Raw genomic sequence first — 18,917 nt, forward strand, 5'->3', positions numbered from 1 at the left:
CTTGGGTATGAGGTGAAGCTATGTTAAACCGTGAGCTCGAAGTCACCCTCAATCTTGCCTTCAAGGAGGCACGTTCGAAGCGTCATGAGTTCATGACGGTCGAGCATCTCCTGCTGGCTCTATTGGATAATGAGGCTGCAGCCACTGTCCTGCGTGCCTGCGGCGCAAACCTCGATAAACTCAAGCATGATCTGCAGGAGTTCATCGACTCCACCACTCCGCTGATCCCCGTTCATGACGAGGACCGCGAGACACAACCGACGCTCGGGTTCCAGCGCGTGCTGCAACGGGCAGTCTTCCACGTGCAGAGCTCAGGCAAGCGCGAAGTGACCGGCGCCAATGTGCTGGTCGCGATTTTCAGTGAGCAGGAAAGCCAGGCCGTATTTCTGCTCAAACAGCAGAGCGTGGCCCGGATCGATGTCGTCAACTACATCGCCCACGGTATCTCCAAGGTGCCAGGGCACGGCGAACACTCTTCTGAAGGTGAACAGGATATGCAGGACGACGAGGGCGGTGAAGCATCTTCCTCAGGCAATCCTCTGGATGCCTATGCCAGCAATTTGAACGAGTTGGCACGTCAGGGGCGCATCGATCCACTGGTCGGCCGCGAAAGCGAAGTCGAGCGGGTGGCACAGATTCTGGCTCGTCGTCGCAAGAACAACCCTTTGCTGGTCGGTGAAGCGGGTGTCGGTAAAACGGCTATCGCTGAAGGTCTGGCCAAGCGCATCGTCGACAATCAGGTGCCTGACCTGCTTGCCAATAGCGTCGTCTACTCGCTCGACCTGGGTGCGTTGCTGGCCGGGACGAAATACCGCGGCGATTTCGAGAAGCGCTTCAAGGCGTTGCTCAACGAACTGCGCAAGCGTCCTCAGGCGATCCTGTTCATTGACGAAATCCACACGATCATCGGTGCTGGCGCAGCCTCCGGCGGGGTAATGGATGCTTCCAATCTGCTCAAGCCGCTGCTGTCTTCCGGCGAGATCCGTTGCATCGGTTCGACCACCTTCCAGGAGTTTCGCGGGATTTTCGAGAAGGATCGTGCCTTGGCGCGTCGTTTCCAGAAAGTCGATGTGTCCGAGCCTTCGGTCGAGGACACCATTGGTATTCTGCGTGGCCTGAAAAGCCGTTTCGAGCAGCATCACAGCATCGAATACAGCGACGAAGCCCTGCGCGCTGCCGCAGAACTTGCATCGCGCTACATCAACGACCGTCATATGCCTGACAAGGCCATTGACGTGATTGATGAAGCGGGTGCCTACCAGCGTCTGCAGCCGGTCGAAAAGCGCGCTAAACGTATCGATGTGCCCGAGGTTGAAGACATCGTTGCCAAGATCGCGCGTATTCCGCCAAAACACGTCAATAGCTCCGACAAGGAACTGCTGCGTAACCTGGAGCGCGATCTCAAGCTCACGGTGTTCGGGCAGGATGCGGCCATTGACTCGTTGTCGACGGCGATCAAACTGTCTCGTGCAGGCCTCAAGTCGCCTGACAAACCGGTAGGTTCGTTCCTGTTCGCCGGTCCTACGGGCGTCGGCAAGACCGAGGCGGCTCGTCAGCTGGCCAAGGCTTTGGGCGTCGAGTTGATCCGTTTCGACATGTCTGAGTACATGGAACGGCATACCGTTTCCCGTCTGATCGGTGCGCCTCCGGGCTACGTCGGTTTCGACCAGGGCGGTCTGCTGACCGAGGCCATTACCCGCCAGCCGCATTGCGTGCTGTTGCTCGATGAAATCGAAAAGGCTCACCCGGAAGTCTTCAATCTGCTTCTGCAGGTGATGGATCACGGTACGCTGACCGACAACAACGGGCGCAAGGCGGATTTCCGCAATGTGATCGTGATCATGACCACCAACGCCGGGGCCGAGTCTGCTGCGCGCGCTTCGATCGGTTTCACTCATCAGGACCACTCGTCTGACGCGATGGAAGTGATCAAGAAGAGCTTCACGCCGGAGTTCCGCAACCGTCTGGATACCATCATTCAGTTTGGTCGCCTCAGCCACGAAGTCATCAAGAGCGTGGTCGACAAGTTCCTCACCGAGCTTCAGGCCCAACTGGAAGACAAGCGCGTACTGCTCGAAGTGTCCGAGGCGGCGAGAAGCTGGCTGGCGCAGGGTGGTTACGATGCGGCAATGGGGGCCAGACCGATGGCTCGCCTGATTCAGGACAAGATCAAACGGCCTCTCGCCGAAGAGATCCTGTTCGGCGAACTGTCAGAACATGGCGGCGTGGTGCACATCGATATCAAGGATGGCGAGATCACCTTCGATTTCGAAACCACGGCAGAAATGGCCTGATAGCCTACGCCTCGCCCCGCATCATGATGATGCGGGGCAGGTTGAGGGCATCGATTGTAGAAAAACAGGCATACAAAAACGCCCGGCTTATGCCGGGCGTTTTCGTTAATGCCTGTTTAGCGAGCGCGGTAGGTGATGCGCCCTTTGCTCAGGTCGTAGGGCGTCAGCTCTACACGCACTTTGTCACCGGTCAGAATACGGATGTAATTCTTGCGCATCTTGCCGGAGATATGCGCGGTTACGACGTGCCCGTTTTCCAACTCCACGCGAAACATGGTGTTGGGCAGGGTGTCGACGACAGTGCCTTCCATTTCGAAGCTGTCTTCTTTCGACATGCAGTAAAGCCCTCGGTATACAAATGAGTGGCCCGGTGCAAGTGGCGCCAGGCAAAAGCGGCGTGCATTGTGCCCGAAAAAACCAGTTTAAGCCAAGGGGTTCAATACAGAGTGACCCATCTTTGATTGGTGAGCAGCTCGATGGGGCGATATTGGGTCTTGTAATTCATCTTTTTGCAGTTCTTGATCCAGTAGCCGAGGTACACCGCCTGCAGTTGCAGCCTGGCAGCTTCGGCGATCTGCCACAAAATCGCGTAACGGCCCAGACTGCGGCGTTCTTCATCGGGTTCGTAGAACGTATAGACCGCTGAAAGCCCGTTGGGCAGCAGGTCGGTGACGGCGACTGCCAACAGGCGTTGATCGACACGAAATTCGTAAAAGCGCGAAAAGGGCAGGTCGCGGACCAGAAAGGTCGAAAATTGCTCGCGACTTGGCGGGAACATGTCGCCGTCAGCGTGCCGTTGTTCAATATAACGCCGATAAAGATCGAAATATTCCTGAGTGAACACTGGTTTGGCGCTTTGCACCTGAATGTCGGCATTGCGTTTCAGAATGCGTTTTTGCTGGCGGTCGGGGACGAAGAGGCTCACCGGAATGCGTGCGGGTACACAGGCGCTGCAGTTCTGGCAGTGCGGGCGATAGAGGTGATCACCGCTGCGGCGAAAACCCATGTCCGACAGGTCGGCATAGACCTGTACATCCATCGGCTGGCTGGGGTCCAGAAACAGGGTCGTCGCCTGCTCTTCGGGCAGGTAACTGCACGTGTGCGGTTGAGTGGCATAAAACTTCAGCCTCGCCAGCTCTGTCATGGTCGTCGCCTAATGGTGAATCCTTACCCATGAGTGTATGCCAGCCTGTCAAACTCGCCTAGCTGACCAGTCGGCGTCGGTCGGCTGGTCCAGATGGCGGGACAGGTAATCGGCGAAAGTCTGCCGAGGAATGGCGCGCGCGCCGAAGCTGTGCAAATGTTGAGTGGGCATCTGGCAATCGATCAACACAAATCCCCAGTCAGTCAAATGCTCTACCAGCGTGGCAAAGCCGACTTTCGAGGCGTTGTCTGCCCGGCTGAACATCGACTCGCCGAAAAACAGCTGGCCCATTGCCAGGCCGTACAGTCCGCCGACCAGTTCATCCTGATCCCAGACCTCGACGCTGTGCGCGTGGCCACGGCGGTGCAACTCAACGTAGGCCGCCTGCATCGAGCCGGTTATCCAGGTTTCGTTGGCGTAGCTGCGAGGCGCAGCGCAGGCCTTGATCACGCTGGCAAAATCCTGATCGAAGGTCACCCGATAGCGCGACTGGCGCAGAACCTTGCCGAGGCTTCGCGAGACATGGAGTTCTTCAGGAAACAGCACGGTGCGCGGATCGGGAGACCACCAGAGAATCGGCTGACCGTCCTGAAACCAGGGAAAGCAGCCATGTCGATAAGCGCTGATCAGGCGATCGGCCGACAAGTCTCCGCCTGCGGCAAGTAGACCGTTGGGTTCACGGAGGGCTTTTTCCAGTGGGGGAAAATCGAGGCTGTTGCGGGTCAACCAGGTCAGCATGGCATCACAACTTTGCGGAAGGGGAGGGCGCACCTGTCTGTGTGTGCAACTCTGTGTGACAGGCGTGGTCACAAGCGGTTGTCATTATGGCGCGTACCTTGTGCATGCGGTAGGGCGTGAGCCTCGCAACGGTCGCGTGGCCGCTCAAGTTGCAGACCGTTGACAGAAACACGCCATAAGCCTTTGTCACAAAACGCAATGCATGCTCAAATTGAACATCGTCAGTGAAGGTGAAAGCGTGTTCCGTCTTGCGGAACCTTCTGAAGTGGATCTGGTGTGTTTTCGTACAGACTCAAGTGGCTGTAAAACCGTACAATGCCTGTTTTGGGCGTTATCATTCAAGCGTCTGTCGACAGGCTTTCCCGCTGTCTGCGCTCCCTGTCCATGCGGGAGCAGTCAGTGCCGTCCGACAGCCGTTTCTGGTCAATCAACGAGATGTTCGCGCTATTGCGCAGGAAATAAAGAGTTTTGAAGAAATCCACCCCAGCACCCAGCGCTGTCCCGCTTTGGCGACAGCAATTGCACTACCGGCTCAAGGAAGGGGCCCTGATTGCCTTTGGCGCACTGTGCCTGTATCTGATGATGGCCTTGCTGACCTACGATCAGAGCGATCCCGGCTGGAGCCACACCAGCAGCAATGCGGCACAGGTGCAGAATGCCGCAGGGCGTGCAGGTGCGTTCTGTGCCGATATTCTGTTCATGGTTCTGGGCTATTTCGCCTACATCTTCCCGCTGTTGCTGGCGATCAAAGCCTGGCAGGTCTTTCGCCATCGCCATGAGCCATGGCAATGGAGCGGCTGGCTGTTTTCCTGGCGCCTGATCGGTCTGGTGTTCCTGATCCTGGCGGGCGCTGCGCTGGCGCATATCCATTTCCATTTCTCGGCCGGCTTCCCAGGCTCGGCAGGCGGTGTGCTGGGCGAAGTGCTCGGCGATCTGGCCAAGAAAGCGCTGAATATTCAAGGCAGCACCTTACTGTTCATTGCCCTTTTTCTGTTCGGCCTGACCGTGTTCACCGACCTGTCCTGGTTCAAGGTGATGGATGTCACCGGCAAGATCACCCTCGACCTGTTCGAACTGTTTCAAGGCGCTGCGAACCGCTGGTGGACTGCCCGCGCCGAGCGCAAGCAGATGGTTGCGCAGTTGCGTGAGGTGGACATGCGCGTCAACGATGTGGTGGCGCCTGTGGCTCCCGATCGTCGCGAGCAGGCCAAGGCCAGAGAGCGCCTGGTTGAGCGTGAAGCGTCGTTGAGCAAACACATGACCGAGCGCGAAAAGCACGTGCCAGCGGTCATCGCGCCAGCGCCTTCGAAGCCTGTAGAGCCCAGCAAGCGCGTCATGAAGGAAAAGCAGGCGCCGCTGTTCGTGGACAGTGCAGTGGAAGGCACGCTTCCGCCGATTTCCATCCTCGATCCGGCAGAGAAGAAGCAGCTCAACTATTCCCCAGAGTCTCTGGCGGCCGTCGGTCATTTGCTGGAAATCAAGCTCAAGGAATTCGGTGTGGAGGTCTCGGTAGACTCCATCCACCCCGGTCCGGTCATTACCCGCTACGAGATCCAGCCAGCCGCCGGCGTCAAGGTCAGCCGCATTTCCAACCTCGCCAAGGACCTTGCGCGCTCGCTCGCCGTGACCAGCGTTCGTGTAGTCGAGGTGATTCCGGGCAAGACCACCGTCGGTATCGAGATCCCCAACGAAGATCGCCAGATTGTGCGCTTCTCCGAGGTGTTGTCGACTCCCGAATACGATAACGCCAAGTCGCCTGTCACCTTGGCCCTGGGCCACGACATCGGCGGCAAGCCGGTGATTACCGATCTGGCCAAGATGCCCCACCTGCTGGTAGCCGGTACGACCGGTTCCGGTAAATCGGTGGGTGTGAACGCCATGATCCTGTCGATCCTGTTCAAGTCCGGCCCGGAAGACGCCAAGCTGATCATGATCGACCCGAAGATGCTCGAACTGTCCATCTACGAAGGTATTCCGCACCTGTTGTGTCCGGTGGTCACCGACATGAAGGACGCCGCCAACGCCCTGCGCTGGAGCGTTGCCGAGATGGAGCGTCGCTACAAGCTGATGGCGAAGATGGGTGTACGTAACCTGTCCGGCTTCAATCAGAAGGTCAAGGAAGCTCAGGATGCCGGCGAGCCGCTTGCCGATCCGCTGTACAAGCGCGAAAGTATTCATGACGAAGCGCCGCTGCTGAGCAAACTGCCGACCATCGTCGTGGTGGTGGACGAGTTCGCCGACATGATGATGATCGTCGGCAAGAAGGTCGAAGAGCTGATCGCACGTATCGCCCAGAAAGCGCGTGCTGCGGGTATCCACCTGATTCTCGCGACCCAGCGTCCGTCGGTGGATGTGATCACCGGTCTGATCAAGGCCAACATTCCGACGCGTATGGCATTCCAGGTATCGAGCAAGATCGATTCGCGGACCATCATCGACCAGGGCGGCGCCGAACAACTGTTGGGCCACGGCGACATGCTGTACATGCCGCCAGGCACCAGCCTGCCGATTCGTGTGCATGGCGCGTTCGTTTCCGACGAAGAAGTGCATCGTGTGGTAGAAGCCTGGAAGCTGCGAGGTTCCCCGGACTACAACGACGATATTCTCGCCGGTGTCGAAGAGCCCGGCAGCGGCTTTGATGGCGGTGGCGGCGAAGGCAGTGAAGACAGCGAAAGCGACGCGCTTTACGATGAGGCCGTCAAGTTCGTGCTGGAAAGCCGTCGCGCTTCGATTTCTGCCGTACAGCGCAAGTTGAAGATCGGCTATAACCGCGCAGCGCGCATGATCGAAGCGATGGAAATGGCAGGGGTCGTGACCTCCATGAATACCAACGGTTCGCGCGAAGTCCTGGCCCCCGGGCCGGTGCGCGACTGATTTTTATCACCCCGTATTGCGGCGACGGCGTGCACGCCACGCTGTCGCATCATCATCGACTTCAAAGAGGAATCCCATGCGCCTTATCCGCATGCTGTTGGCCACTGCACTGACCTTCTCCATGATCCCCGCCCATGCCGACAGCAAGGACGTGGCGCGCCTGACCCAGTTGCTGGAGAAATCCCAGACCCTGACCGCCCGCTTCTCGCAACTGACGCTGGACGGTGGCGGTACCCAGTTGCAGGAAACCACCGGCGAAATGGCCCTGCAGCGCCCCGGCTTGTTCAACTGGCATACCGATGCGCCACAGGAGCAGTTGATGGTCTCGGACGGCAAGAAAGTCTCGCTGTGGGACCCTGATCTGGAGCAGGTCACGATCAAGAAGCTCGATCAGCGCCTGACTCAGACTCCAGCCTTGCTGCTGTCCGGTGATGTATCAAAGATCAGCGAAAGCTTCGACATCACCGCGAAAGAGGCGGGTGGCGTGATCGATTTCGTGCTCAAGCCCAAGACCAAGGACACGCTGTTCGACAGCCTGCGTCTGTCGTTCCGCAACGGCATCATCAACGACATGCAGTTGATCGACAGCGTAGGTCAGCGCACCAATATCCTGTTCACCGGGGTCAAGGCCAACGAGTCGATCGCAGCCAGCAAGTTTCAGTTCCAGATTCCCAAGGGTGCTGATGTCATTCAAGAGTAAAAGGGCCGATTTCTGACCATGGACTTGTTCAGCCGCGAACCGATAGCTCAGCCTCTGGCTGCACGTTTGCGTGCTACCAACCTGGATGAGTATGTCGGCCAGGAACACGTGCTTGCCCACGGCAAGCCTCTGCGTGAGGCGCTGGAGCAAGGCGCACTGCACTCGATGATTTTCTGGGGCCCGCCCGGGGTGGGCAAGACCACCCTGGCGAAGCTGCTGGCCAAAGTGTCGGACGCGCACTTCGAGACGGTTTCGGCGGTGCTCGCCGGGGTCAAGGAAATCCGTCAGGCCGTCGAAGTCGCCCGGCAGCAGGCCGGACAGTACGGCAAGCGCACCATCCTGTTTGTCGACGAAGTGCACCGCTTCAACAAGTCACAGCAGGATGCCTTCCTGCCTTATGTCGAGGACGGCACGCTGATCTTTATCGGCGCGACCACCGAAAACCCCTCGTTCGAACTCAACAACGCCTTGTTGTCCCGGGCGCGTGTCTACGTGCTCAAAAGCCTGGACGAGGCGGCGTTACGCAAGCTGGTCAACCGTGCCCTGACCGAAGAACGCGGGCTGGGCAAGCGGCAACTGGCCTTGAGCGATGAGGGTTTTGCGATGCTGATGTCCGCCGCCGATGGCGACGGTCGGCGCATGCTCAACTTGCTGGAGAACGCCTCGGATCTGGCCGAAGATGGCAGCGAAATCGATGTCGGGCTGCTGCAGAGCCTGTTGGGTGACAGTCGACGCCGCTTCGACAAGGGCGGCGAGGCGTTTTACGACCAGATATCGGCACTGCACAAGTCGATTCGCGGTTCCAATCCCGACGCGGCCCTGTACTGGTTTGCGCGGATGATCGACGGCGGTTGTGATCCGCTATATCTGGCGCGCCGCGTGGTGCGCATGGCCAGTGAAGATATCGGCAATGCCGATCCTCGTGCGCTGCCGTTGTGTATGTCCGCTTGGGATGTGCAGGAGCGCCTTGGCAGTCCCGAGGGAGAGCTGGCGGTCGCGCAGGCTATTGTCTATCTCGCCTGTGCGCCAAAAAGCAACGCGGTCTACATGGCGTTCAAGGCGGCTATGCGCGAAGCAGGTGAGCACGGTTCGCTGGAGGTTCCGCTGCACTTGCGCAATGCGCCTACCAAGCTGATGAAGCAGCTAGGTTATGGCGAAGAATATCGCTATGCCCATGATGAGCCCGATGCTTATGCAGCTGGCGAAGACTACTTTCCGGACGAGCTGGAGCCACGGCAGTATTACCAGCCTGTGCCTCGCGGTCTGGAGCTCAAGATCGGTGAAAAGCTCAGGCATCTGAACGCATTGGACGATGCCAGCCCTCGCAAGCGGAGAAAGTGATGATTCAGACTATTCTTGCGGTGTCGATTGCCGGGATCGCTGGTACATTATTGCGCTTTGCGACAGGCACCTGGGTCAGCGCCAACTGGCCTCGTTATTTTTATGCGGCGACGCTGGCGGTCAACATCGTCGGGTGCCTGATCATCGGTGTACTGTACGGACTGTTCCTGCTGCGTCCGGAAGTGCCCATCGAAATTCGTGCCGGCTTGCTTGTCGGCTTTGTAGGCGGTCTGACGACCTTTTCATCCTTTTCACTGGATACGCTGCGCCTGCTGGAAAGCGGGCAGGTACCGCTGGCCCTCGGCTATGCCGGTATCAGTGTATTCGGCGGGCTGCTCGCAACCTGGGCTGGCCTGTCCCTGACCAGACTTTGATAGACGAGAGAACGATATGCTCGATTCCAAACTGTTACGTACTCAACTTCAGGACGTAGCGGATCGCCTGGCTTCCCGTGGTTTCACGCTGGATGTGGCGCGCATTGAATCGCTGGAAGCCCAGCGCAAGGTAGTGCAGACCCGCACCGAACAGCTGCAGGCCGAGCGCAATGCACGCTCCAAATCCATTGGTCAGGCCAAGCAGCGCGGCGAAGATATTGCGCCGTTGATGGCTGATGTCGAGCGCATGGGCAATGAGCTGAGCGAAGGCAAGGTCGAGCTGGATGGTATTCAGGCCGAACTGGATGCGCTGGTGCTGAGCATTCCGAACCTGCCCCACGAGTCCGTGCCGGTCGGTGCCGACGAAGAAGGCAACGTCGAAGTACGTCGCTGGGGTACGCCGACGTCATTCGATTTCGAGGTCAAGGATCACGTTGCGCTGGGCGAGAGGTTCGGCTGGCTGGATTTCGAGACCGCAGCCAAGCTGTCCGGCGCGCGCTTTGCGCTGCTGCGTGGCCCGATCGCGCGTCTGCACCGTGCCCTGGCACAGTTCATGATCAATCTGCACATCAACGAGCACGGCTACGAAGAGACTTACACTCCGTATCTGGTGCAGGCACCAGCGTTGCAGGGCACAGGTCAGTTACCCAAGTTCGAGGAAGACCTGTTCAAGATCTCCCGCGAAGGCGAGGCCGATCTGTACCTGATCCCGACTGCCGAAGTGTCGCTGACCAATATCGTGTCGGGTGAAATTCTCGATGCCAAACAGCTGCCTCTCAAGTTTGTTGCCCATACCCCTTGCTTCCGCAGTGAAGCGGGCGCGTCCGGGCGTGACACTCGCGGCATGATTCGCCAGCACCAGTTCGACAAGGTCGAGATGGTCCAGATCGTTGCGCCTGATGACTCCATGGCCGCGCTCGAGTCGCTGACCGGCAACGCCGAACGCGTCCTGCAATTGCTTGAGCTGCCTTATCGCACGCTCGCGCTGTGCACCGGCGATATGGGTTTCAGTGCGGTGAAGACTTACGACCTGGAAGTCTGGATTCCGAGCCAGGACAAATATCGCGAAATCTCTTCCTGCTCCAACTGCGGTGATTTCCAGGCGCGGCGCATGCAGGCGCGCTGGCGTAACCCTGAAACCGGCAAGCCGGAGCTGGTCCACACCCTCAACGGGTCGGGCCTGGCGGTAGGCCGCACACTGGTGGCAGTGTTGGAGAACTATCAGCAGGCGGACGGTTCGATTCGTGTGCCTGAGGTGCTCAAGCCGTACATGGGCGGCCTTGAGGTCATCGGTTAAATGGAATTTCTGCCGCTGTTCCATAACCTGCGTGGCAGCCGTGTGCTGGTGGTTGGTGGCGGTGAAATTGCCCTGCGCAAATCACGCCTGATTGCCGACGCCGGTGCAGTGCTGCGCGTGGTTGCGCCGGAAATCGAGGCACAACTGAGCGAGCTGGTTGTCCAGAGCGGCGGTGAAATGATCCTGCGCGGCTACAGCGAATGCGACCTTGATGGTTGCGTGCTGATCATTGCTGCGACGGATGATGAGCCGCTCAACGCTCAGGTGTCACGCGATGCCCGCTTGCGTTGCGTTCCGGTCAACGTGGTTGACGCCCCGGCGCTGTGTACGGTGATCTTTCCGGCCATCGTCGACCGCTCGCCCTTGGTGATTGCCGTGTCCAGTGGCGGCGATGCGCCGGTGCTGGCGCGTTTGATTCGCGCCAAGCTGGAAACCTGGATTCCCTCCAGCTACGGGCAGCTCGCCGGACTGGCTGCGCGCTTTCGCAATCAGGTCAAAGGCCTGTTTCCGAATGTGCAGCAGCGCCGAGCGTTCTGGGAAGATGTTTTTCAGGGCGCCATTGCCGATCGCCAGCTGGCCGGGCAGGGTGCTGAAGCCGAACGTATGCTGATCGCCAAGATTGCTGGCGAGCCGCCTTCTGAGACCGGTGAGGTCTATCTGGTCGGTGCGGGTCCAGGTGATCCGGATTTGCTGACTTTCCGGGCCTTGCGCCTGATGCAGCAAGCGGATGTGGTGCTGTATGACCGCCTGGTCGCGCCAACGATTCTTGACCTGTGCCGTCGTGATGCCGAGCGTGTCTACGTTGGCAAGCGCCGTGCGGAGCATGCCGTTCCGCAGGAACAGATCAACCAGCAACTGGTTGCACTGGCAAAGCAGGGCAAGCGAGTGGTGCGTCTGAAGGGCGGTGATCCGTTCATCTTCGGCCGTGGCGGCGAGGAAATCGAAGAACTGGCGGCGCATGGCATACCGTTCCAGGTAGTGCCCGGCATCACCGCTGCCAGCGGTTGCGCAGCATATGCGGGTATACCGTTGACGCACCGTGATCATGCGCAATCGGTGCGCTTCATCACCGGGCACTTGAAAAACGGTACGACAGATCTGCCCTGGTCAGATCTGGTAGCGCCTGCGCAAACACTGGTGTTTTACATGGGGCTGATCGGTTTGCCGGTTATCTGTGAGCAGTTGATCCGGCACGGTCGCTCTGCCGACACGCCTGCTGCACTGGTCGAGCAGGGCACCACCGTCAATCAGCGTGTGTTCACGGGTACTTTGGCAAACCTGCCGCAGCTGGTCGCCGAGCATAACGTTCATGCGCCGACGCTGGTGATCATCGGTGAGGTGGTCAAGTTGCGTGAAAAGCTGGCGTGGTTCGAGGGCGCTCAGGCGACTCTCTGATGTCAATGGTGGGTAGCCCGTCCGGGCTATCCACCACTTCTTCCCATACGTCAGTTGTTCCAGACACCTTCACCGGACAGTCGCTCACGGTCGTGATCTGCCTGCAGATCGAGTGCGGGCCCCTTCGGTATGATGCCGGTCGGGTTGATGGTGCGATGGCTCCCGTAATAATGCCCTTTGATGTGTTCGAAACTTACCGTCTCTGCGATACCCGGCCACTGATAAAGCTCACGTAGCCAGTTGCGGAGATTGGGGTAGTCCGCGATGCGCCGCAGGTTGCATTTGAAGTGGCTGTAATACACCGCATCGAAGCGCACGATGGTGGTGAACAGGCGTATGTCGGCTTCGGTGAGGTGTTTGCCTGTCAGGTAACGCCTTTCGCCGAGCAGATTTTCCAGCACATCCAGTTCAGCGAACACATCGTCGAACGCCTCCTCATACGCACCTTGCGAAGTTGCGAAACCAGCCCGGTACACGCCGTTGTTGACCTTCGGGTAGATCTGCTCGTTAAGCTCGCCAATGCTCGCGCGTAACGCTTGCGGGTAGAAATCCAGCGTATTGCCGGTCAGATCGTCGAATGCGGAATTGAACATGCGGATGATTTCCGCAGATTCGTTGCTGACGATGCATTGCTGCTGCTTGTCCCACAGCACCGGAACGGTGACGCGGCCGGTGTATCGAGGGTCGTCGGCGGTATAGCGCTGGTGAAGGAACTGCAGGTCGTCCAGGGCATCGCCGCTGGAGCCTTTCTGCTGATCGAAGGTCCAGCCGTCTTCCAGCATCAGCCAGCTGACTACCGATACATCGATCAGGCCTTCCAGGCCCTTGAGCTTGCGCAAAATAAGCGTGCGGTGTGCCCACGGGCAAGCCAGAGACACGTACAGGTGATAGCGGCCCGCCTGCGCAGCAAACCCGCCTGCACCGGACGGTCCAGGCTGTCCATCGGGCGTGACCCAATTGCGTCGCTGCGCATTTTCGCGCTGAAATGCGCCATCTTTGCTGCTTTCGTACCACTGGTCTTGCCAGTGTCCTTCGACCAGAAGGCCCATGTCTGACTCCCATTTCCAGGTGATAGAGCTTGGAGGTCAGCGCGGGTGCATCGGTTCGACTGGATTACGGCCTTTCATTGTCGAAAGGCCGAAGCGTCACAGATTGATGTCGCGGCGATCCCAGAATACCTGCGCCTGGGCGAAGGCCTCGTCACGATCGACGCCCAGGCCGCGCAGGGCGAGCGCCATGGTCGATATCAATGCAAGTTGCGGGTAACTGTCTTCGATTTCTCCTCGCCACAAGGCCAGCAGTTGCTGCGGGTCGAGTGTCGCCGGTTTTACATGGCGACGCGGTGAGAGCGCTGGCCATTCTTCATCCCACGGCTGGCCGCCGGTGGTGCCGTACAGGTGGCTGATGGTGTCGGGGTTGATCTCGATTTCGCCGCCATCACCCTTGACCACGATGGCGTTGTCGCCGAGCAGGCTGCTGGCATCGCGATGCACGCTTTGATAGCCCGGGTGAAAAATGCTTTGCAGGCCACACCGCGCCTGCAGCGGATTGAGAATGCGTGCCAGCGAATGAATGGGCGAGCGTAGCCCCAGCGTGTTGCGCAGATCGATCATGCGCTGCAACTGCGGTGCCCAGTCGGCGAGCGGAATGAACGCCAGCTGTTCTTGCTCAAGCGAGGTTTTGACCGCTGACCAGTTGCGGCACAGCGGTATCTTCAGCAGGTCCAGCAGCTGCTCGGTGTACAGACGCCCTGCGGTATGCGCGCCCCCGCCGTGCAGGAGGATCCTGACGCCGTTTTGCGCCAGGCATTTGGCTGCCAGCAGATACCAGGACAGGTGACGCTTTTTTCCGGCGTAGGTCGGCCAGTCGATGTCGACCTGCATGTCGGGAGCGTGCAGACGTTCACGCACCGCTTCGGTAAACCCCGCCAGCTCCTCGGGGCTTTCTTCCTTGTGACGCAGTAGCATCAGAAAAGCGCCAAGTTGGGTGTCCTCGACTTTTTCATCGAGCAGCATGCCCATGGCTTCCCGTGCTTCCTCGCGAGTCAGGTTGCGCGCGCCACGTTTGCCTTTGCCCAGAATGCGAACGAACGTCGCAAAGGGATGTTCTTCAGGTGTTTCAGTGACAAGCGCAGCGTAATCATTCATATGCAATTGGTCGGTTTGGGCAGGCCCGCCAGCTTGGCGGCGAGTTTGGCGGGAGTGCCGTTGAACAGGCGATTGAGGTGCATGCTGTTGCCTTTTTCTGCACCCAGCTTCAGCGCGGTGTATTTGATCAGCGGCCGTGTTGCGGGCGAAAGCTGGAACTCGGCGTAAAAACCTCGCAGCAGCTCAAGGATTTCAAGGTGCTCGGCACTCAGCTCGATACCTTCCTCGGCGGACAAGGCGTGGGCGACGTCCAGCGACCAGTCGCTGAGGTCTTGCAGAAAACCATCCTTGTCCAGTTCGATGCTGCGCCCATCAATGTTCAACTGTTTCATAACCAGGTATTGACCTTGTCGAAGCGCAGCGACAGTTCCACGAACGCCGGGTAGTCGATGCTGCTGACTCCGGCAGGGAGGGGCAGATTGCGTGCGCTGAGGTCTTCGTCGAGGGCGAACAGTTGCGATGAGTCGACCGACGACTGAAGGGCTTTGAGCTGCGCACTGGATGGCATCAGCGCATAGGTGGCATCGCCACAGAGCAGTACGCCATCATCGTTGCCCAGCAAGCGCAGGCAACTGTCCAGCCGGGTGTCGGCAAACGGCGAGTGAGAGAGAACGTGCAAAGTAGCCATCAGATCGTGATTACCTCGTCATACCGGTCAAAAAGTGCTGACAATTCTGCGCGCGTAGTCAATTGGCTCAGCTCTTCGCTCAATGCGCCGGGGGAGATGCCGCGCTCGGCCAGGCTTTGTCCGCAGACGTAAAGGTCTTCGACACCGAACATCGGCAGGGCTTTCAGGTTTGCGGTCAGGTCTTTCTGTTGCAGGGCGTCGGGCGACTGCTGTGGCAACAACTGAAAAACCCCGTCGTCCAGAAACAGCAGGCCTACCGACAGATCGAATGCCCCGCCCGCCAGTACGATATCCAGCGCTTCGCGGGCACCGGGACCGGACCACGGCGACTGACGGCTGACAACCAATAGTGATCTGGGCATCTCACGGCCCTCCGAAGCAGATCAGGCGATCAGCCGATTGCACAGCATCGTGCAGCTGGCCCAGCCCGGACAATTCCCACGGCTCGCGCAGGTTTGCCGCCGGCCGCTGATAACGCTCGGCCTCTTGCGTGTCGAGCACACCGCGACGCAACGCCGCGGCAATGCACACCACGCCGTCCAGCTTGTGCTCGACGATGAAGTCACGCCACTGCAGTGCCATATCCTGCTCGTCCTGCGGCGTCACGACGTTGGCTGACGCGCTGTGTACGCCTTCCTGATAGAAGAACAACCGGACAATTTCGTGCCCGCCTGCCAGCACCGCCCTGGCGAACTGCAAGGCTCGCCGAGAGGAGGGCGCATGCGCGGCGGAAAAAAGGGAGATGGCGAATTTCATGATCGGCTCTGCCAACAAAACATGCGCAATGATAAAGAATTCAAGGGCAGGCGTGTGAGTTTGGCGCGTGTTGACCTGCGAGCGCTGGGCCGGGATGCAACGGTTTGCGCCCGGATTGATGTTCAATAGGCATCAATCGATGAAAACATAGCACTTATCGTTTCAAAGTGTGTCCGGCAGACTCCTCCATCACAAGCGCTTACAACACTCTAATAAGATCGCTGGAGAACACTGATGCACGGCTCATCCCCATTACGAAAAGAATCCTCCCGGTCGAAGGCAGGCGCGGTATTTCGGGTCACCTCCGGTAATTTCCTCGAGCAGTTCGACTTCTTCCTGTTCGGCTTTTACGCCACCCAGATCGCCTCCGCCTTTTTCCCGGCCAGCAGTGAGTTCGCTTCGCTGATGATGACCTTCGCGGTCTTCGGTGCTGGCTTCCTGATGCGTCCGTTGGGTGCCGTGATTCTGGGCGCTTACATCGATGACGTGGGCCGCCGCAAAGGGCTGATCGTGACGCTTTCGATCATGGCCAGTGGCACGCTGCTGATCGTTCTGGTACCCGGTTACGCGAGCATCGGCCTGTGGGCGCCGGCCCTGGTATTGGTCGGCCGCTTGCTGCAAGGCTTTTCTGCCGGCGCGGAACTGGGTGGGGTGTCCGTGTATCTGGCAGAGATGGCGACACCCGGCCGCAAGGGCTTCTATACCAGTTGGCAGTCGGGCAGTCAGCAGGTGGCAATCGTTGTCGCCGCTGCACTGGGCTATGGCTTGAACCAATGGATGGCACCTGCTGCTGTCGCCGATTGGGGCTGGAGAATTCCGTTCGCCATCGGTTGCCTGATCATTCCGTTCATTTTCCTGCTGCGCCGCAGCCTGCAGGAAACAGAGGAGTTCGCCACTCGCTCTCATCGTCCGACCATGCGGCAGGTGTTCGCGACGCTGCTGCAAAACTGGCGCGTGGTGATTGCCGGAATGCTGATGGTGGCGATGACCACTACCACCTTTTATCTGATCACCATCTACGCACCGACATTCGGCAAAACCGTACTCAACCTGAGTACCTCCGATGCGCTTCTGGTGACCTTGCTGGTCGGTGTCTCCAACTTTATCTGGCTGCCTGTCGGCGGCATGTTGAGCGACCGTTTCGGGCGCAAGCCGCTGTTGGTTGCGATGACGCTACTGACCATCGTCAGTGCGTACCCGGCGCTGTCTTTCCTCGCTCTGGCGCCCAGCTTCGGCCATATGCTGGAAGTGCTGTTGTGGTTCTCGTTTCTCTACGGCTTGTATAACGGCGCGATGATTCCGGCGTTGACCGAAATCATGCCGGTAGAGGTGCGTGTTGCCGGTTTCTCGCTGGCCTACAGCCTGGCGACGGCGGTTTTTGGTGGTTTCACTCCGGCGATTTCGACCTGGTTGATCCACCTCACCGGCGACAAGGCTGCACCTGCTTACTGGATGACATTTGCTGCAGCCTGTGCGCTGGGTGCCACATTGGTGCTCTACCGGCACATCTCGACCCGCCCGCAACTGGCTGTTTAATCAAGGAAAATCATTATGAAATCGTTATGCAAACATCAATTGGCCGCGCTTTTTCTCGGCTGTATCGCGGTCAGTGCGGCGGCGCAGGCTGAACAGCTCAAGGTTATGACCTCCGGCGGCTTTACGGCTGCGTACAAACTGCTCGGACCGCAATACGCGGCGTCTTCCGGGGACTCGCTGGACACCATTCTCGGCCCATCGATGGGCAAGGCGCCCGAGGCCATCCCGAATCGTCTAGCCCGTGGCGAGCACGCCGATGTGGTGATCATGGTCGGCTATGCGCTGGATGATCTGATCAAGCAAGGTAAGGTAGACCCGGCATCGCGGGTCGAACTGGCTGACTCGCGGATCGGGATGGTGGTGAAGGAGGGTGCGGCCAAGCCGGCGATCGGCACCGACAGTGAGCTCAAGGCCACCTTGCTCAAGGCCAGGTCGGTGGCTTACTCCGACAGCGCCAGTGGCGTGTACATCGAAAAAGAGCTTTTCAAAAAGCTCGGTATCGAGAAGGAGCTCGCGCCGAAGGGCAAGATGATCGAGCGCATCCCGGTTGCTTCGGTGGTTGCCAAGGGTGACTACGAGGTGGGCTTTCAACAGGTTGCCGAGTTGCTGCCGATTCCCGGCGTGACGTTCGTGGCGAAGATCCCGGAAGACGTTCAGTCGGTTACCCGTTATGCCGCGGGCATCCCGGTCAATGCCGAGCATCCGAAAGAGGCGAAGGCCTTGCTGGATTACCTGGCTTCCCCGAAGGCCCAGGCTACAGTGCAGTCTACCGGTCTGGATTCAGTTCCCCGCTGAGCGTGAAGGCATTTTCCTGACCAGTTGTTCCAACTCGAGGGCTGCCGGTGTCAAGGTCCTGCCACGACGCTTGATCAGCCCTACATTGCGAATCACCTCGGGCGCAACCAATGGCACGCTCACCAGAAACGGGTGAGCGGTCATCGGCATGGCGATCGACGGCACCGCAGCCACGCCAAGCCCGGCTTCCACCAGGCCGATCATGGTCGTGACATGGCGGGTTTCGCAGATGCTTTCCTTGTGCGGGCGCGAAGGTGCCAGCGCCTGATCCAGCACCAGACGATTACCCGAGGTGATGTCCAGGCCGATGTAGTCGTGGCGGTACATCTCTTCCCAACTGACGCTGTCGCACTTTGCCAGCGGGTGATCCCGCCTGCAGGCCATCACGTAGCGTTCCTGCAGCAGCAGCTCGAAATCCACCTCCGGCGCCAGATTGCCGCTGAAACTCACCCCGAAATCGGCTTCGCCCAGGGCAACCGCGCTGTTGACCTCATTGGCGCTGGCGTCCATGACCCGGATTCTGATTTTCGGAAACAACCGGTGAAAGGCGCTGATGACCTGAGGCATGAAGTAATAGGCGGCTGAAGGCACGCAGGCAATCGTCACGCTGCCCATTCGCGTGGAGCCGACGCCTTCGATGGTCATCAACGCGCTGTCCAGATCATCCAGAATGCGTTCGACCTGAGGCAGAAATGCGCGGCCGACCGTGGTCAGACTGACCCTGCGGGTGGTCCGCTCGAACAGCTTCACATTCAGCGCAGACTCGAGCTTTTCTATTCGCCGACTGAGCGCAGGCTGGGTGATCTGCACGGTTTCAGCGGCCTTGCGGAAGCTGCCATTCTCGACCACGGCACGAAATGCCTGGAGGTCGTTGAGGTCGAAATTGATGGGCATTGCG

19 protein-coding genes are annotated in these 18,917 nt (G+C 59.1%); 9 read left to right on the plus strand and 10 right to left on the minus strand.

Going from position 1 to position 18,917, the window contains the following annotated elements; genetic code table 11:
* Positions 1 to 20: 20 nt before the first annotated feature.
* Entirely contained in the window at positions 21 to 2,294 is a 2,274-nt protein-coding gene (gene clpA / locus JOE34_RS16060; RefSeq protein WP_003317954.1) for an ATP-dependent Clp protease ATP-binding subunit ClpA, read from the plus strand.
* 116 nt (positions 2,295 to 2,410) lie between these two features.
* Here the strand turns inward: clpA and infA are convergent, their stop codons facing one another.
* The 3 genes from infA to aat all read right to left on the minus strand — a co-directional run bounded on the left by infA (position 2,411) and on the right by aat (position 4,176).
* On the minus strand, positions 2,411 to 2,629 hold the full coding sequence (gene infA / locus JOE34_RS16065; RefSeq protein ID WP_002553999.1) for a translation initiation factor IF-1: 219 nt from the start codon (positions 2,627 to 2,629) through the stop codon (positions 2,411 to 2,413).
* A 101-nt stretch (positions 2,630 to 2,730) separates the two neighbouring features.
* Positions 2,731 to 3,438, minus strand: coding sequence for an arginyltransferase (locus JOE34_RS16070; protein ID WP_003317953.1), 708 nt, complete (start codon positions 3,436 to 3,438; stop codon positions 2,731 to 2,733).
* Between the two features lie 48 nt (positions 3,439 to 3,486).
* The gene (gene aat / locus JOE34_RS16075) at positions 3,487 to 4,176 is read right to left on the minus strand and encodes a leucyl/phenylalanyl-tRNA--protein transferase (RefSeq protein WP_010425525.1); all 690 of its coding nucleotides are present in this window, start codon (positions 4,174 to 4,176) and stop codon (positions 3,487 to 3,489) included.
* 468 nt (positions 4,177 to 4,644) lie between these two features.
* Here aat and ftsK point away from each other — a divergent pair, with 468 nt between their 5' ends.
* The 6 genes from ftsK (at position 4,645) to cysG (ending at position 12,157) form a co-directional block, all read left to right on the plus strand.
* Positions 4,645 to 7,050, plus strand: coding sequence for a DNA translocase FtsK (ftsK, locus tag JOE34_RS16080; RefSeq protein ID WP_058417278.1), 2,406 nt, complete (start codon positions 4,645 to 4,647; stop codon positions 7,048 to 7,050).
* Between the two features lie 76 nt (positions 7,051 to 7,126).
* On the plus strand, positions 7,127 to 7,750 hold the full coding sequence (lolA, locus tag JOE34_RS16085) for an outer membrane lipoprotein chaperone LolA (RefSeq protein WP_003371767.1): 624 nt from the start codon (positions 7,127 to 7,129) through the stop codon (positions 7,748 to 7,750).
* Between the two features lie 18 nt (positions 7,751 to 7,768).
* A complete protein-coding gene (locus JOE34_RS16090) occupies positions 7,769 to 9,091 on the plus strand; it encodes a replication-associated recombination protein A (protein ID WP_003411647.1) in 1,323 nt (440 codons plus the stop codon).
* Positions 9,091 to 9,465: a fluoride efflux transporter CrcB gene (crcB, locus tag JOE34_RS16095; protein ID WP_003317947.1), complete on the plus strand. Its 375-nt coding sequence runs from the start codon at positions 9,091 to 9,093 to the stop codon at positions 9,463 to 9,465. Before JOE34_RS16090 ends, crcB begins: the two co-directional genes overlap by 1 nt.
* A gap of 16 nt (positions 9,466 to 9,481) precedes the next feature.
* Positions 9,482 to 10,762, plus strand: a complete 1,281-nt coding sequence (serS, locus tag JOE34_RS16100; protein WP_029572571.1) for a serine--tRNA ligase — start codon at positions 9,482 to 9,484, stop codon at positions 10,760 to 10,762.
* Positions 10,763 to 12,157 carry a siroheme synthase CysG gene (gene cysG, locus JOE34_RS16105; RefSeq protein ID WP_010425516.1) on the plus strand — a complete coding sequence of 465 codons (1,395 nt, stop codon included), beginning with the start codon at positions 10,763 to 10,765 and terminating at the stop codon, positions 12,155 to 12,157.
* A 50-nt stretch (positions 12,158 to 12,207) separates the two neighbouring features.
* On the opposite strand, the gene JOE34_RS16110 is transcribed toward cysG, so the two are convergent.
* From JOE34_RS16110 to tusD, 6 genes are all read right to left on the minus strand, one after another.
* Positions 12,208 to 13,206: a glutathione S-transferase family protein gene (locus JOE34_RS16110; protein WP_010425515.1), complete on the minus strand. Its 999-nt coding sequence runs from the start codon at positions 13,204 to 13,206 to the stop codon at positions 12,208 to 12,210.
* Positions 13,207 to 13,302: 96 nt separating this feature from the next.
* Entirely contained in the window at positions 13,303 to 14,304 is a 1,002-nt protein-coding gene (locus JOE34_RS16115) for a glycosyl transferase family protein (RefSeq protein WP_046266441.1), read from the minus strand.
* Positions 14,301 to 14,636 (minus strand): TusE/DsrC/DsvC family sulfur relay protein, encoded by a 336-nt coding sequence (locus tag JOE34_RS16120; protein WP_003317943.1) that lies wholly within the window; start codon positions 14,634 to 14,636, stop codon positions 14,301 to 14,303. Before JOE34_RS16120 ends, JOE34_RS16115 begins: the two co-directional genes overlap by 4 nt.
* Positions 14,633 to 14,932, minus strand: coding sequence for a sulfurtransferase complex subunit TusB (gene tusB / locus JOE34_RS16125; RefSeq protein ID WP_003395712.1), 300 nt, complete (start codon positions 14,930 to 14,932; stop codon positions 14,633 to 14,635). Before tusB ends, JOE34_RS16120 begins: the two co-directional genes overlap by 4 nt.
* Complete coding sequence (gene tusC, locus JOE34_RS16130) at positions 14,932 to 15,294, minus strand: sulfurtransferase complex subunit TusC (RefSeq protein ID WP_004417284.1); 363 nt, start codon at positions 15,292 to 15,294, stop codon at positions 14,932 to 14,934. Before tusC ends, tusB begins: the two co-directional genes overlap by 1 nt.
* 1 nt (position 15,295) lies before the next feature.
* Positions 15,296 to 15,688: a sulfurtransferase complex subunit TusD gene (tusD, locus tag JOE34_RS16135; protein WP_003317940.1), complete on the minus strand. Its 393-nt coding sequence runs from the start codon at positions 15,686 to 15,688 to the stop codon at positions 15,296 to 15,298.
* Between the two features lie 234 nt (positions 15,689 to 15,922).
* On the opposite strand from tusD, the gene JOE34_RS16140 reads away from it, so the two are divergent.
* Both JOE34_RS16140 and JOE34_RS16145 read left to right on the plus strand, forming a co-directional pair.
* Positions 15,923 to 17,224: an MFS transporter gene (locus JOE34_RS16140; RefSeq protein WP_004417288.1), complete on the plus strand. Its 1,302-nt coding sequence runs from the start codon at positions 15,923 to 15,925 to the stop codon at positions 17,222 to 17,224.
* A gap of 15 nt (positions 17,225 to 17,239) precedes the next feature.
* A complete protein-coding gene (locus JOE34_RS16145) occupies positions 17,240 to 18,019 on the plus strand; it encodes a substrate-binding domain-containing protein (RefSeq protein WP_004417290.1) in 780 nt (259 codons plus the stop codon).
* Here the strand turns inward: JOE34_RS16145 and JOE34_RS16150 are convergent.
* A complete protein-coding gene (locus JOE34_RS16150) occupies positions 18,005 to 18,913 on the minus strand; it encodes a LysR family transcriptional regulator (protein WP_046266440.1) in 909 nt (302 codons plus the stop codon). The two genes, JOE34_RS16145 and JOE34_RS16150, sit on opposite strands and share 15 nt — an antisense overlap.
* Between the last annotated feature and the right edge of the window lie 4 nt (positions 18,914 to 18,917).

Origin of the sequence: Pseudomonas sp. PvP028 (assembly GCF_017832255.1) — a bacterium.
GTDB classification, from domain to species: domain Bacteria; phylum Pseudomonadota; class Gammaproteobacteria; order Pseudomonadales; family Pseudomonadaceae; genus Aquipseudomonas; species Aquipseudomonas syringae.

What these genes read in the sequence shown, in the direction of transcription:
- tusC (WP_004417284.1), bottom strand. Translation starts at nt 15,294, where the DNA reads ATGCCCAGATCACTATTGGTTGTCAGCCGTCAGTCGCCGTGGTCCGGT.
- JOE34_RS16150 (WP_046266440.1), bottom strand. Translation starts at nt 18,913, where the DNA reads ATGCCCATCAATTTCGACCTCAACGACCTCCAGGCATTTCGTGCCGTG.
- JOE34_RS16140 (WP_004417288.1), top strand. Translation starts at nt 15,923, where the DNA reads ATGCACGGCTCATCCCCATTACGAAAAGAATCCTCCCGGTCGAAGGCA.
- serS (WP_029572571.1), top strand. Translation starts at nt 9,482, where the DNA reads ATGCTCGATTCCAAACTGTTACGTACTCAACTTCAGGACGTAGCGGAT.
- JOE34_RS16090 (WP_003411647.1), top strand. Translation starts at nt 7,769, where the DNA reads ATGGACTTGTTCAGCCGCGAACCGATAGCTCAGCCTCTGGCTGCACGT.
- lolA (WP_003371767.1), top strand. Translation starts at nt 7,127, where the DNA reads ATGCGCCTTATCCGCATGCTGTTGGCCACTGCACTGACCTTCTCCATG.
- crcB (WP_003317947.1), top strand. Translation starts at nt 9,091, where the DNA reads ATGATTCAGACTATTCTTGCGGTGTCGATTGCCGGGATCGCTGGTACA.
- JOE34_RS16145 (WP_004417290.1), top strand. Translation starts at nt 17,240, where the DNA reads ATGAAATCGTTATGCAAACATCAATTGGCCGCGCTTTTTCTCGGCTGT.
- clpA (WP_003317954.1), top strand. Translation starts at nt 21, where the DNA reads ATGTTAAACCGTGAGCTCGAAGTCACCCTCAATCTTGCCTTCAAGGAG.
- infA (WP_002553999.1), bottom strand. Translation starts at nt 2,629, where the DNA reads ATGTCGAAAGAAGACAGCTTCGAAATGGAAGGCACTGTCGTCGACACC.
- tusB (WP_003395712.1), bottom strand. Translation starts at nt 14,932, where the DNA reads ATGGCTACTTTGCACGTTCTCTCTCACTCGCCGTTTGCCGACACCCGG.
- aat (WP_010425525.1), bottom strand. Translation starts at nt 4,176, where the DNA reads ATGCTGACCTGGTTGACCCGCAACAGCCTCGATTTTCCCCCACTGGAA.
- JOE34_RS16070 (WP_003317953.1), bottom strand. Translation starts at nt 3,438, where the DNA reads ATGACAGAGCTGGCGAGGCTGAAGTTTTATGCCACTCAACCGCACACG.
- JOE34_RS16120 (WP_003317943.1), bottom strand. Translation starts at nt 14,636, where the DNA reads ATGAAACAGTTGAACATTGATGGGCGCAGCATCGAACTGGACAAGGAT.
- tusD (WP_003317940.1), bottom strand. Translation starts at nt 15,688, where the DNA reads ATGAAATTCGCCATCTCCCTTTTTTCCGCCGCGCATGCGCCCTCCTCT.
- cysG (WP_010425516.1), top strand. Translation starts at nt 10,763, where the DNA reads ATGGAATTTCTGCCGCTGTTCCATAACCTGCGTGGCAGCCGTGTGCTG.
- JOE34_RS16110 (WP_010425515.1), bottom strand. Translation starts at nt 13,206, where the DNA reads ATGGGCCTTCTGGTCGAAGGACACTGGCAAGACCAGTGGTACGAAAGC.
- JOE34_RS16115 (WP_046266441.1), bottom strand. Translation starts at nt 14,304, where the DNA reads ATGAATGATTACGCTGCGCTTGTCACTGAAACACCTGAAGAACATCCC.